The following is a 13,537-nucleotide window of genomic DNA, read 5'->3' as shown; positions in this document are numbered from 1 at the left end:
ATGTATCTTTTACTTTTGTATATATATTTCTGAAAATATTATTAGTATGAAGTCCCAGATGAAATATCATAAGCACAAATCCAGACGATGTTGATACTACATGCAAATTTCTTGCAAACTGATTAGCTATAAAAGGAGAGAATGCAAATATATCTCCAGACATCATGATAGAACTTACAGCCATTATAATCATATCTAAAAATAATAAAAAATTAATAGTTATAAATAGTTTTTTTATAAAGCCGTATTTTCCTTTTATAATGCTGCCATACCATTTTATATTTAATATATGATGAAGTATAAATAAAATGAATAGAGTAAAACCGAATATACCATGAAGAAATAAACCTCTTCCTGGTCTGTAGCTCATAAGATAAATAAATATAATATACATTAGAATATCTATTATAATTTTTATTATTTTTTTTAATTTCATTAATTGTATGCCTTACTAATTTTTTATTTAACTCCCAATACTTTTTATAAATATTGGGAGTATATATAAATAAAAGGAAAATAAAATAAAAAAGAATTTTTACGTAAAATTTCAATTATATTTCTTTTATGGAGTTTAATTTTAACCACTCAGAAATTCTATTTTCTAATTCTCTTCCTCCAGAATAATTAAATTCTAAAGCTAATCCTACATAAGCATTTGGTATAAGTTTAGCCAAATCGGAAACGCTTTCTCCAAACATAGTACCGCCATGACTGCTGAATGTGATAACACTTTTTCCAGAAAAATCATATTCTTTTATAAATGAAAATACAGGCATAGGCATAGTAGCCCACCAAGTAGGGTAGCCTAAAAGTATAACATCGTACTCTTTCATATTTTGAATATGATCTGTTAATTCTGGATATACATTATTATTCAAATCTATCTGAGATGTTTCATATATATTTCCTCTTCCTCTGTATGGGGATTTCATTTTTATTTCTATTATATCAGCCCCTGTTTTTTCTTTTATAATCTCAGCAGCGTTTCTGGTATTTCCAGAATAAGAAAAGTAAGCTATTAATATTTTAGGGTTTTGAGGTATTTCTTTATTTATAGAATAAACTGTTTCTATAATATCATTAATAGGTTTGGCATTTCTTGCTATTCTAAATCCTGTATTTCTGTCTGTGCTTAAAGGATTGCATGCAGAACGGTATGCAGCTCTTAAATGTTTGGCAAAGTCAATATAGCTTCCGCCTCTGCTTACTCTTAAAGAACCGTTTTTATTACCGAAAGGATTATTACTATTTTCTATATCATATTCTCCGTAATAATCAAAGCACCATTCTGATACATTTCCATGCATATTATAAAGTCCGAATTGATTAGGACTTAAACTATTTACTTCTAATGTTCTTCCTCTATAACGGCTTGTTTTTACATCAGGATTATGAGGATTAACATAATTTTCTTCTATAAGATAAGGATAGCTTCCTTCAAAGTTGGCATTATCACTTGTAATATGATTAAGAGAATTAAATACTGTTCTTGTACTAGCTCTTGCTGCATATTCCCATTCTGCTTCAGTTAAAAGTCTGTAGCCATTAGCATTTCTATCCCATTTTACTGTATTTCCTTCTATGGTATATGCTGGAGTAAGTCCTTTGGCTTTGCTTAAAGCATTGCAGTACTCTATAGTATCATACCAAGTAACATTTTCTACTGGAAGATTTTCACCTTTAAAATGGCTTGGATTTTCGCCCATAATATTTTGATAATCCTTTTGAGTAACTTCATACGGATCTATATAAAAAGGATTTATCATAACTTCATGTAAAACTTCATCTTTATCACGCTGTCTTTCAGTATCTGGGCTTCCCATCATGAAAGTTCCGCCTTCTAATAATATCAAATTATCATTTATCATTTTTTCATCTCCTGAATTATTTGACTGTGTGTTTACTTCCTGAGCAAAAACCTGCTGATTTTGAATTACATTATTTTTTGATTTGTTTAATGCATAAAAAACTATTACAGCTATAATCACAACAGATATTGATACTATTTTTTTATTTTTCATAATTTTCTCCCTTTAATTAAAAACGAAGTTTATAATATATTTTATTAATCTTTATTTAAGATGAAAAAGTATGTAGAAAAGTTATAGAATAAAAATCATATATTATTTTTTATTCTTTTTATAAGCATTATACTCTTCATCGCTAACATGTTCTAACCAAGTAACATTATTACCATCTTTATCTCCTGTTATTGCAATATGCTTCATTCTACAGTCTGGGGACGCTCCATGCCAATGTTTTTTATCTTTAGGGCAGTAAAGTGCTTCTCCTTCATGAAACTCTAAAATCTCTCCTCCTTCTTCCTGAGTAAGACCTATGCCTTCAACTACTATCAAATGCTGACCGCATGGGTGAGTATGCCATGCACTTCTTGCACCTGCTTCAAATGTTACATAGGCTACAGAGAAATGAGAATCTTCATTAGCATCTGTTAATAATTCTACTTCAACATCGCCTGTAAAACATTCTTTAGAGCCTTTAAATTTTTTACCTTCTCCTTTTTTTATAAATATTGTTTTTTCTGGTGCTTTTTTGTATTCATAATCTGACATTTTATTTCTCCTTGTTTTAATCATTTAATTTTTTATTTTACGTTTATTTTTATATTTTTAATCCATTTTTCTATTTCACTTTCTGAATTATTTATACTGCTTGTATTTCCATATACACTTAATATTTTTCCAACTTGTTTTGATTTAGTTAATTTTTCTATATCTGCTCTGATAATACCAGCTCCGCCTCCGCCATGAGTACAGAAAGGCATAATAATTTTATTAGAAAAGTCAAAACTGCTTATAAAAGAACCTACAGGACTTGCCATTGTATTCCACCAATTGGGACTTCCTATAAATATAACATTATAATCCTCTATATTTCCAATATTGTTTTTTAATTTGGGTTTATGATTATTTTTTATATCTCTTTTAGCTTCATCTAGTACTTTATTATAGTTTGATGAGTATGGTTTTTCTGGTTCAGTATAAAAAAAGTCTATTTGTACATTTTGAAATTCTGATTTTAAAACTTTTCCTATAAGTTCAGCAAGTTTTTTAGTATTTGCTGAATGCGAATAATATGCTATTAATGCTTTCATAATTTCTCCTATTATTGCTACCAATAAACTCACTTAAAATTTCTAGCAACTAAAGTTGCTAGAAGCTCGTTTATTTTTTATTATTGCTAATAAAAATTGTTTGCTTCGATTATCTGCTAAATAAATTTAGCAGATGCTCATAATTTTTATTGTTGCTGCTAATAAAAATTTATTACTTAAAGACTCTTTTAAGTAAACTTAAAATACGCCTAAAAATTTTATATTCGTTGCTAGCAGTAAACTTATTCTTAAATTACTTCTTTATTTTCCAACTATTTCTAAATGTTCCTTTGGATATCTGTCTCCGTATATTTTTATGCCTGAAATAGCTTTATTAATATCTTCTAATTCCTCTTTGCTAAACTCTACATTGACAGAAGCTATATTCTCTCTTAATCTCTCTATTTTTCTTGTCCCAAATATTGGTACTATAAATTGTTTTTGATGCACCACCCAAGCTAATGCTATTTGAGATTTTGTTACATTTTTTCTTCTTGCTATATCTTCCAAAACTTCAACTAAAGTATAATTATCTTTTATATTTTCTTTTTGAAATCTAGGAATAGAACTTCTAAAATCATTACTTGAAAAGTCAGAAGCATTATTAAATCTTCCTGTTAAAAATCCTTTACCCAAAGGTGAGAAAGGCACAAAACCTATATTTAATTTTTCTAATAACGGTATAAGTTCTTTTTCTGGCTCTCTCCACATTATAGAATATTCGCTTTGTATGGCTGTTAATTTGCATACTTCATCAGCTTTTTTTATGCTATTAATACCTGCTTCAGAAATACCCCAATGTTTTATTTTACCTTCTTTTATTAAATCTTTCATTGTATCTGCTGCTTCTTCTATTGGAGTATTAGGATCAACTCTGTGAATATAGTACAAATCAATACAGTCTGTTTTAAGTCTTTTTAATGAACCTTCCAATGATTTTATTATAGTTTCTCTTTTAGCATTTAATACAGGTTTGCCGTTTACAGTTTTTATTCCGCATTTTGTAGCTATCACAACTTTATCTCTGTATTTTTCTAATGCCTCTCCTACAACCTCTTCATTTTTGTATGGACCGTAAGCCTCTGCTGTATCAAAGAAATTAACACCCAATTCTATAGCCTCATGTATAACGGATATTAATTCTCTTTTGTCATAATGCTCATCATATACGACACCGTATCCCATACAGCCTAAACCTATTTCTGATACTTCTAAATTTCCTAATTTTCTTTTTTGCATAATTGCTCCTATTATTACTAATAAAAATTGTTCGCTTCAATCATCTGCTAAATAAATTTAGCAGGTGCTCACAATTTTTATGTTTATTACTAATAAAAATTGTTCGCTTCAATCACCTGCTAAATAAATTTAGCAGGTGCTCACAATTTTTATGGTTATTACTAATAAAAATTGTTCGCTTCAATCATCTGCTAAATAAATTTAGCAGGTGCTCACAATTTTTATGGTTATTGCTAATAAAAATTGTTCACTCGCTTTGCATGCCTTTGGCAAATTATCTGCCAAATAAATTTAAGAGATGCTCACAATTTTTATTGTTGCTGCCAATAAAAATTTCGGGCTTAAAGGCTCTTTTTAGTAAACTCAAAAGACACCAAAATTTTTATATTTGCTGCTATTAATAAACTCATTTAAAATGAGATATTAACAAAACTTGCTATATAATTTTACTTAAAAAATATGTACTTTAAAAACTATATATAAATCACATCTCAATTAATTTTTAATACCAGTCATGTTTTTCATCACGGTTTAATTCTGCTATTTTTTTCATGTCATCATCACTTAATTCAAAATCGTATATCTCTGTATTTTCTATTATATGCTCTCTATTACTAGAACCTGGTATTACAATTACTTCTCTTTGCAAATTCCATCTTAATATAATTTGTGCAACTGACTTATTATATTTGTTAGCAATATCCTTTAATACTTTATCATTTAAAAGTTCTCTCTGATGTCCTCTTCCTCCCAAAGGATACCAGCCTTGAACAGCTATACCTAAACTTTGAATATACTCTATAACATCAGTATCTTGATAATATGGATGTATTTCATTCTGAACTAAAGCAGGCATTATACTTATTTTAGGAAGAAACTCTTTTAATTCTTTTATGTACCAATTAGAAAGTCCAATAGAGTGAATCTTTCCTTCTCTTACTGCTTTCTCTATAGCCTTGTATGCTTCAACATCATTTTGGCTTGGGTGATGAAGAAGCATCATATCAATATACTCAACATCTAATTTTTTTAATGCCTCATTTATGGCATTTTCTGCATCGCTGTATTGATTAGGATATAATTTTGTAATAATAAAAATATCTTTTCTATCAACCTTTGAATCTTTTACAGCCCTTCCAACTTCTTCTTCATTTCTGTATATATAGGCTGTATCAATTAATCTTACACCATTTTGTAAAGCGAAAAGTACAGAATTGTAGCATTCGTCATTTAATAAACTGTATGTTCCTATTCCGTTTAATGGTATTTCATATCCACTGTTTAATTTTGCTGTTTTTGTATTAAAGTTAAAAACTACTTTATTGTTTTCCATATTGGTATTTGCCTCTGCTTTTTTATTTAATGAAAATATTGTGATAATTAAAATAAAAGTAAATAATAAACCAACAAATATTTTTTTCATCATTTATCCTTTTTATTAATTTATAAACTATACACCTATAGTGCATTATAATATTTGTATTCTTATGTTCTTCTATAACATAAATTTTTGATTAAATTAAATGTATCAAATTTTATAATTACATAAATATTTTACAGTTTCAATATCAGTATGCGATAAAAATAAACTCTTTTTTGTATCGAGTTTTAATATTTCATTCATATCACTATCATCTAATTCAAAATCAAACACATTAAAGTTTTCTATAATTCTTTCTTTATGCACACTTTTAGGTATGACAACAACATTTCTTTTTATAAGCCAATTTAATATAACTTGAGCAGTGGTTTTATTATGTTTTTTTGCTATTTTTGTGAGAGTTTCATTTGTGAACATATTGTTTCTTCCTTCTGCAAAAGGTCCCCAAGATTCTATTTGAATGCCGTATTCTTTCATAAGTTTATTATCTTCTTCTCTTTGAAAAAATGGGTGAGTTTCTATTTGATTAATTATAGGAGCTATTTTGTTGTGCATAACTAAATCTAATAATCTGTCTGGATAAAAGTTACACACTCCTATAGACTTAATTTTTCCTTCATTGTATAAATCTTCCATAGCTCTCCAAGAACCATAATAATCACCAAAAGGCTGATGTATCAAATATAAATCCAAATAATCTAAACCAAGTTTTTCCATAGATACTTCAAAAGCCTTTTTAGAATTATCATATCCTGCATCTGTTATCCATAATTTGGTAGTAATAAATAATTCTTTTCTGTCAATACCGCTTTCTTTTATAGCATCACCTACAGCTTTTTCATTAAAATATGCTGAGGCAGTATCTATCAATCTGTATCCTGCTTCAATGGCATTTAATACTGATTTTTTACATTCTTCATAATCTGGTATTTGAAAAACTCCGAATCCTAATATAGGTATTTCAAGTCCATTATTCAACTTTACAGTTTTCATACATTCTCCTATTATTGTTAATAAAAATTGTTCGCCCCAAGTATCTGTCAAATAAATTTGTCAGATGCTCACAATTTTTATGGTTGTTGCTATCAATAAACTCACTGAAATTTTACTGCTAAAATACTGTTTATTTATCAATTATTTTCAAATTATAGCATTAGAGTGCACTCCAATGTCAATAGTTATTTTTATAATTTTTTTAATTTGCACTAAAAATTATTTCAACGCTTCCTCTTCCAAGTGATTCTTTTAAGCCTTCTGTATTTTCTATATATCCAAGTCTTGTATAACTGTATGAAGTTCTAAAACTTTCATAAAATAATACTATGCAGTTATTGCCGTATAGTAAAAAATCGCCTGTTTTTATACTTCCTATATTCTCAGTTTTAGTTGTAAGGTTTTTGCTTAAGTTATAATATTTTTCATTTCGGTTTAAATCATTCATATTAACAGTCAAAGGAAGAAGGGATAAAAAATCTTTTGCTGTTTGATTATCATATAATTTTAATTTGTACTCTTCATCTTTTATTTTTACATTAACTGAGGTATTTAAAGTATCTACATTATTCATAGTTGTATTATCTCCGTAAACTGAATTGCATGCTATAATTGAAAATATTAATAAACTTAAAAAATATTTTTTTATTTTCATAATTATTTATCCTTAATTATTATTTTTACTTTTAAGCATATCTTTTTCATGTACTGACATTTGATTTCCGTAATTTTCTATTTTTCTATTTAATTTATCTAAAGTAGCCTGAAGTTCATTTAATTTTTCCTGCATAGCATCTCTCTGACTTACTAAAAGCTGTTTTCTAGCTTCTAATGTAGCATCGCCTTTATTGTACAGTTTTATATACTCTATTATCGCTTCTATAGACATACCAGAGTTTCGCATGCATTTTGAAAACTCTATCCAGCCTAAGTCGTAATCAGTATAATTTCTTATTCCACTTTCACTTCTTTCTACTTCAGGTATAATTCCTATCCTTTCATAATACCTTAAAGTATCAGCAGATAATTCCGTTTTTTTGCTTACTTCTGCTATTGTCATAATCTTAATTATCTCCTTTTTTTATTTTTGTAGATTATAGCATTAGAGTGCACTCCAATGTCAATATTTATTTATTCAAAAATTATAATATTTAGTTTAAATTATTAACAAAATATATCAAATACTTATGTATTATAATTATTTATAATCAAAAAGTATTGAATAATGAAATTTAATATTTTTGTAGATGTATTGTTATACTTTTTATTGATATATATTTGATTTTATTTTTAAGTTATATATTTAATAAGACTTTTTAAATATGCTTTAAATGATTGAATAATGTTTTAAATTATTTAATTTATTATGAAACAAGTATTTAATAGTTGACTTTATAGTATAATTTAGTATAATTTGTAAAAGTAGAATTACAATTTTTATTTAGGAAATTTATGTCAGATTTATGTTTTAAAGTTTTAGATTGGGACTTTTTTGCTCCTAATATAGATAAAAAATTTATATTGGATAATATAAATAATGATATAAAAATTACTTATGATGAGGCTAATCCAGATTTGGATTTTATACCAAGAGCTCAGAAACGAAGGCTTAGTCAGATAACTAAATTATCATTTGAATCTGTAAAAAATATACTTAAAGAAAATGATCAAATGCCTATATTCTTTGTATCCAAATACGGCGAGATAAAACAGCAGTACAATATATCTAAAAAGATAGTTACAGAGCATGAGGTTTCTCCTGCACTTTTTAGTTTTTCTGTTTTTAATACGGCAGCAGCACAGCTTACTATATTTTATAAAAATCATGAAAGAGCAGTTGCCGTTACCTGCTATGATAATTTTGTAGATACAGCACTTATACATGCCATTTCTTTTTTAAATAATTCTGAACATACTAAAGCACTTATAATAATAGCTGATGAAAAACTGCCTGAAAGCTATGAAGCTATATCAAAAGATATTAATTATTCTTTTGCCTTTTCATGTATTATTTCAAAGGAAGATGCTGATATAAATATGAATATGATTGACAGTAATATTAAAAAAGATGAAAACTCTATTATTGATTTTATTAAATTTATATCAACAGATAATACAAATTTGAAATTGGGAAAAATCGAATTAACAAAAAAATAACTTAATTATTATTAGATTTATGTAAAATTATTATTAAGGAGAATTATAACATGACAATTGAAGAACAAATAAAGCAAATAGTGATAGAGGCGGCAAATTTGGAAGGTATGACAATAGATGATATAGATACGGATGCTCCTTTATTCGGCGATGAATTAGGGCTTGATTCTATAGATGCTTTAGAAATAGGGGTTGCTATTAGAAAAAAGTTTAATATAAGTTTTTCTGATATAGAAGAGAATAATAAAAAACATTTTTATTCTGTAGCTACATTGGCAAAATATATAAGAGAAAATTCAGATAATAAATAAAATTAAAAAACTAAAATTAAAAAATATTATGAGAAAATTAAGCAATACAAATTTTTATTCATTAAAAGATTCAGAAGATATTTTTCTTTTGCATAAGGAAAATACAAGTTCTATAAAATATAAAGACTTTGTTTATGATATAGTAAGAGCTTTAGACTACATTTCTAAATATAAAGAAGATACTATTACAATATTTATTGAAGATGCATACAGATTTATTGTAGTAACTGTATCTGGATTTATTTTAAAAAAAAGAGTAAATGTATTAAACAATAATAGTCCAAAATATGTAGAAAGTATAATAGGCAGTTCTATGGTTTATATATCTGATAATGATAAATCGGATATCAATTTAGATGAAGTATTTGAAAGTGCCTGCAATGATAAATGGTTTGATATACTTAAAAATGCTGTTATAGATGAAAATATTAATATCAATTTTTACACTTCAGGTTCCACAGGATACCCTAAACTTATAGAAAAAACTCTTAAGCAATTTGAGGCAGAGGCTTCAAAAATAGTTAATCAATTTACTGATGATATGAAAGATTCTGTATTCTTGTACACAGTGCCTCATTATCATAGTTATGGTTTTGTTTTTGCAGTATTAGTTCCTTATATGCTTGAACTTAGATTTTTAGATAATAGGATAAATTATTTAGAGACAGTTAATAATTTTCATGAATATAAAAAAATTACTATAGTTACAACTCCAGCATTTTTAAAGAGAATAGATAGATCTTCTTTAAAAATAAGAGCAGAGTGGCATTTATTCTCATCTACAGGATTATTAGATAAAAAAGTTAATGATCTTGCTAAATATGTATTTGGAGTTGATGTTACAGAGATTTACGGCAGTACTGAAGCTGGTGCTATGGCTTATAGACGAAGAAGTGAAAATGACTTATGGACAAGACTTAGTGTAGTAAGCCTCAAAACTGATGAGCATGGAAGTATAGAATGCTGCTCTGGTTATACTGGGGATAATGTTTGGATACATGTCGGCGATGTAGTTAATATGAAAAATGAAAATGAGTTTGAGCTTATTGGAAGAGAGGATTCTATAGTAAAAGTTGAAGGAAAAAGAATCAGTGTTCAGCAGATAGACAGGCAAATACTTATGGATAAGCATTTTAAAGATAGCTACACCATATACTGCAGGTCTGATAAAAGGGAATATATCGCTTCTTTTATAGTGCTTAATAATAGAGATAGAAATGCTGAACATATGAAAAAGTATGTTATAGATTATTTAAAAGGATATTTTGAAACAGTTGTACTTCCTAAAAAGATATATTTTGTTGATAGTATTCCAAGAACAGAAATTGGAAAAATAGATAGAAAAGCACTTGATACTATAATGCAAGGAAATTAATTTGGATAATTATATTGATTTTAAAGACTATAAGATAGAAGAAAAAACTTCTGATATGTTTAGAGTAAAAGTTTTTATAGATGAAAGAATGCCTTATTTTGATGGGCATTTTGAAAGCTTTAAACTTTTACCTGCTATAGCTCAGGTTAAAATTGCTCTTGATATATATAAAAGTATTTTCAGCAGAGATTTTTCTGTTAATAAACTTATGAAATTAAAATTTGTTAATATGATTTTTCCAAATACTATTATTACATTAGAATGTTATTATTTAAATAATACTCTTTCTTTTAAGATGTATGATGAAGATAAAAAATATTCTGACGGTAAGATTTATTTAAAATAAAGGTTCATCTTATGAGTCATTGGAGCGAAGAAAAAGAAATAGGCACAAGATGGAAAGTTATATTTTCAGCTTTTGTTTATAAACTTCTTGGAAGAACTTTTGTTATAATATATCTTATTCCAGTAAGTATATTTTATTTCTTTTATTCTAAAAGCAGAATGAAAGCTTCAAGAGAATATCTCAAAAGAATGTCTAAGTATAATAAAAAAGTGAAATCTAACTTTATTTGTTCATATAAGCATTTACTTTCATTTGTTGTTTCTGTAGCTGAAAAAATAGCAGCTTGGAATGGGGATATACCTATAAGAGACCTTATAGTAAAGACAGAAGATGAGTATAAAAAAGTTATTGATTTGCTTAATAGTAAAAAGGGTATGATAATATTATTTTCGCATATTGGAAATGTTGAGCTTTTAAAGGCACTTGCAGTTATCAATGAGGGAAACCCTATAAAAAATTATAAGATAAATATAATAATAGATTCGCGTGTTAATAAAAATGTTAATCTATTAATGGGTGAGGGTAAAAATAATTCTTTTATAGATTTTATTGATGCCTCAAATATAGGACCTGAAACCATTTTAAGCATTGAAAATAAGCTTGATAACGGAGAGATAGTTGCTATAGCAGGAGACAGAACTTCCAACAAAACTGACAGAGTAAATTATATAGAGTTTTTAGGCGAAGAGGCTCCTTTTCCATGCGGTGCTTTTCTTATACCTATTTTACTTAAATATCCTGTTTACTATTTCTTTGCTTTAAGAGAAAATGATAAAATACTTTCAAAAAAATACAACTTTTATATATATTCTTCTAAAATAAGACTTGATAATACAGAATTAAAAAACAGAAAGAAAAAAAATGAAACTATTTTAGATTTAACAAAAGAATTTGCTTCTATTATTGAAAAAAAAGCTATAGAATATCCTTATCAATGGTATAATTTTCATGATTTTTGGTATAAGGGGAATTGATTTATGAAAAAACGTACTTATAATAAGAAAGTTTATTTAGAAAATGATTATTATATAAAACCTTCTTTTTATGATTTAGATCCTATGGGAGTAGTTTGGCATGGAAATTATGTAAAGTTTATGGAGCAGGCTAGGGAGGCTATGCTTTCTATTATAGATTATGATTACGATATTATGACAGCTAAAGGTGTTATGTGGCCTATAGTAAAACTTGAAATAAAATATATTAATTCCATAAAATTAAATCAAAGGGTAAGAATACATACTGAAATCACAGAATATTTAAATGGCATGAAAACAGAATATACTTTTTATGATGAAAATAATAAAATTATATCAAAATCAAGCACATTGCAAATGCCTATAGATTCTGAAACTAGAAAGAGTTTTTTAAATAGCCCTAAAGATTTTGTTGAAAGAATAGAAAAACTTAATAAACTTTGATGTCATTTATATAAATTTTTTTTACAAATTATTGTTTTTTTGTATTATAATATATAACTAATAATCATTGGGGAATAATAAATGAAAAAATTTTGTTTATTAATTATATTAGCTCTTTCTTCTCTCTTATTTGGACAGGTAAAAGATGAATATAAAAATTCTAAACTATTAAAAGGCACTTATACTCAAATAGTAAGCCAGAAAGGAAGGAGTTTTGAATCATCTGGAGATTTTATAGTTGCAAGCGGATATGGTATATGCTGGATTACAAAACTGCCTAAAGAATCAATAACCGTTATGGGAGAGAAAAATGTTGTGCAGATACTACCTAATGGAAAAAAGAAAGTTATGGCTGATTCAAGTAATGCTATGTTTTCTCAAATAGCTAATATTATAAAGTCAATTTTTACATATGATGAAAAAACTATCTTAGAATCATTTAATCAAAATAAAGAAAATAATAATATAGTTTATACTCCTAAAACTGAAGAGTTAAAAAAGATAATAGAAAAAATAGAGGTGAGTTTTGCAAAAGATGGATATATAGAAAAGATAAAAATGTATTCTTCAAATAACAGTACCACAGAGTATATTATGAAAGTTTTATCCAAATCAAACACTTTAACTTCTGAGGAGATAAAATATTTTGAATAGGAGTAAACTTCTAATAGTTTTATGGATATTTTTTCATCTATCTGCTTTAATTTTATTTATAGCAAGATATGATAAAACGGCAAAGATAGATACGAATTTTTTGTCCATAACACCTAAATTTTTGGAGGATAAAGATTTTCAAAAACCTTTAGAAGATTTCTTTTTAAAAAACTCAAGCAGTATTAAAATATTTATAGAAAGTGATAATTTTGACATTGCCAAAAATAGTGCACTAAAATTAGAAGAATATTAAAAAACTTATACGGCAATGTTTTAGTTAATCTATATTCAAGAGATTATGATGATATTTTAAATATAATGATAAAATATAAATACCAGCTTCTTTCAAAAGAGATAAGAGATTATCTTTTGAATGATGAGGCTTATGTTGTTGCAGAAAATTCTATTATTAACTTTTATTCTCCTTTTTTATTCCTATAGTAGATAATATTGAAGATGATCCTTTTTTTGTAGTTAATTCAAAAATAAATGAAATTTTAGTTTCTGAAAATAATATGCAGTCAAGAGACGGTATTCAATTTGTAAAT

Annotated in this window: 18 protein-coding genes; 9 read left to right on the top strand and 9 right to left on the bottom strand. The window is 26.7% G+C overall.

Annotated elements, in window-relative coordinates; genetic code table 11:
* The 9 genes from KQ44_RS05290 to KQ44_RS05250 form a co-directional block, all read right to left on the bottom strand.
* Positions 1 to 436 (bottom strand): DUF4405 domain-containing protein (locus tag KQ44_RS05290; RefSeq protein WP_096736535.1); only part of this gene is annotated, 436 nt, incomplete at its 3' end.
* A 115-nt stretch (positions 437 to 551) separates the two neighbouring features.
* The gene (locus KQ44_RS05285; RefSeq protein ID WP_096736534.1) at positions 552 to 2,021 is read right to left on the bottom strand and encodes a flavodoxin; all 1,470 of its coding nucleotides are present in this window, start codon (positions 2,019 to 2,021) and stop codon (positions 552 to 554) included.
* 102 nt (positions 2,022 to 2,123) lie between these two features.
* A complete protein-coding gene (locus KQ44_RS05280) occupies positions 2,124 to 2,573 on the bottom strand; it encodes a cupin domain-containing protein (protein ID WP_096736533.1) in 450 nt (149 codons plus the stop codon).
* 32 nt (positions 2,574 to 2,605) lie between these two features.
* Positions 2,606 to 3,115, bottom strand: a complete 510-nt coding sequence (locus tag KQ44_RS05275; protein WP_096736532.1) for a flavodoxin — start codon at positions 3,113 to 3,115, stop codon at positions 2,606 to 2,608.
* A 261-nt stretch (positions 3,116 to 3,376) separates the two neighbouring features.
* Entirely contained in the window at positions 3,377 to 4,354 is a 978-nt protein-coding gene (locus tag KQ44_RS05270; protein WP_096736531.1) for an aldo/keto reductase, read from the bottom strand.
* Between the two features lie 502 nt (positions 4,355 to 4,856).
* A complete protein-coding gene (locus KQ44_RS05265; RefSeq protein WP_096736530.1) occupies positions 4,857 to 5,777 on the bottom strand; it encodes an aldo/keto reductase in 921 nt (306 codons plus the stop codon).
* A gap of 105 nt (positions 5,778 to 5,882) precedes the next feature.
* Positions 5,883 to 6,728 carry an aldo/keto reductase gene (locus KQ44_RS05260; protein WP_096736529.1) on the bottom strand — a complete coding sequence of 282 codons (846 nt, stop codon included), beginning with the start codon at positions 6,726 to 6,728 and terminating at the stop codon, positions 5,883 to 5,885.
* A 202-nt stretch (positions 6,729 to 6,930) separates the two neighbouring features.
* Positions 6,931 to 7,383: a cyclophilin-like fold protein gene (locus KQ44_RS05255; RefSeq protein ID WP_096736528.1), complete on the bottom strand. Its 453-nt coding sequence runs from the start codon at positions 7,381 to 7,383 to the stop codon at positions 6,931 to 6,933.
* 12 nt (positions 7,384 to 7,395) lie between these two features.
* Positions 7,396 to 7,788, bottom strand: a complete 393-nt coding sequence (locus KQ44_RS05250) for a MerR family transcriptional regulator (protein WP_096736527.1) — start codon at positions 7,786 to 7,788, stop codon at positions 7,396 to 7,398.
* A 392-nt stretch (positions 7,789 to 8,180) separates the two neighbouring features.
* On the opposite strand from KQ44_RS05250, the gene KQ44_RS05245 reads away from it, so the two are divergent.
* The 9 genes from KQ44_RS05245 to KQ44_RS15385 all read left to right on the top strand — a co-directional run bounded on the left by KQ44_RS05245 (position 8,181) and on the right by KQ44_RS15385 (position 13,430).
* Positions 8,181 to 8,885 carry a beta-ketoacyl synthase chain length factor gene (locus tag KQ44_RS05245; RefSeq protein ID WP_096736526.1) on the top strand — a complete coding sequence of 235 codons (705 nt, stop codon included), beginning with the start codon at positions 8,181 to 8,183 and terminating at the stop codon, positions 8,883 to 8,885.
* Positions 8,886 to 8,935: 50 nt separating this feature from the next.
* Positions 8,936 to 9,196 (top strand): phosphopantetheine-binding protein, encoded by a 261-nt coding sequence (locus KQ44_RS05240; protein WP_096736525.1) that lies wholly within the window; start codon positions 8,936 to 8,938, stop codon positions 9,194 to 9,196.
* A gap of 28 nt (positions 9,197 to 9,224) precedes the next feature.
* On the top strand, positions 9,225 to 10,571 hold the full coding sequence (locus KQ44_RS05235; protein WP_096736524.1) for an AMP-binding protein: 1,347 nt from the start codon (positions 9,225 to 9,227) through the stop codon (positions 10,569 to 10,571).
* Position 10,572: 1 nt separating this feature from the next.
* Entirely contained in the window at positions 10,573 to 10,917 is a 345-nt protein-coding gene (locus KQ44_RS05230; RefSeq protein ID WP_096736523.1) for a 3-hydroxyacyl-ACP dehydratase, read from the top strand.
* 11 nt (positions 10,918 to 10,928) lie between these two features.
* Positions 10,929 to 11,891 (top strand): glycosyl transferase family 2, encoded by a 963-nt coding sequence (locus KQ44_RS05225; protein ID WP_096736522.1) that lies wholly within the window; start codon positions 10,929 to 10,931, stop codon positions 11,889 to 11,891.
* 3 nt (positions 11,892 to 11,894) lie between these two features.
* The gene (locus tag KQ44_RS05220; protein ID WP_096736521.1) at positions 11,895 to 12,335 is read left to right on the top strand and encodes an acyl-CoA thioesterase; all 441 of its coding nucleotides are present in this window, start codon (positions 11,895 to 11,897) and stop codon (positions 12,333 to 12,335) included.
* Positions 12,336 to 12,416: 81 nt separating this feature from the next.
* The gene (locus KQ44_RS05215) at positions 12,417 to 12,989 is read left to right on the top strand and encodes an outer membrane lipoprotein carrier protein LolA (protein ID WP_096736520.1); all 573 of its coding nucleotides are present in this window, start codon (positions 12,417 to 12,419) and stop codon (positions 12,987 to 12,989) included.
* Positions 12,982 to 13,242 (top strand): hypothetical protein, encoded by a 261-nt coding sequence (locus KQ44_RS14855; RefSeq protein ID WP_240516494.1) that lies wholly within the window; start codon positions 12,982 to 12,984, stop codon positions 13,240 to 13,242. The genes KQ44_RS05215 and KQ44_RS14855 overlap by 8 nt, the downstream gene beginning before the upstream one ends.
* Before the next feature lie 65 nt (positions 13,243 to 13,307).
* Positions 13,308 to 13,430: a hypothetical protein gene (locus KQ44_RS15385; protein ID WP_276307031.1), complete on the top strand. Its 123-nt coding sequence runs from the start codon at positions 13,308 to 13,310 to the stop codon at positions 13,428 to 13,430.
* The last annotated feature ends 107 nt before the right edge of the window (positions 13,431 to 13,537 follow it).

This window comes from Brachyspira sp. G79 (assembly GCF_002379365.1).
In the GTDB taxonomy this organism is placed as follows: domain Bacteria; phylum Spirochaetota; class Brachyspiria; order Brachyspirales; family Brachyspiraceae; genus Brachyspira.
This window is presented reverse-complemented; position numbering and strand designations above follow the sequence as displayed.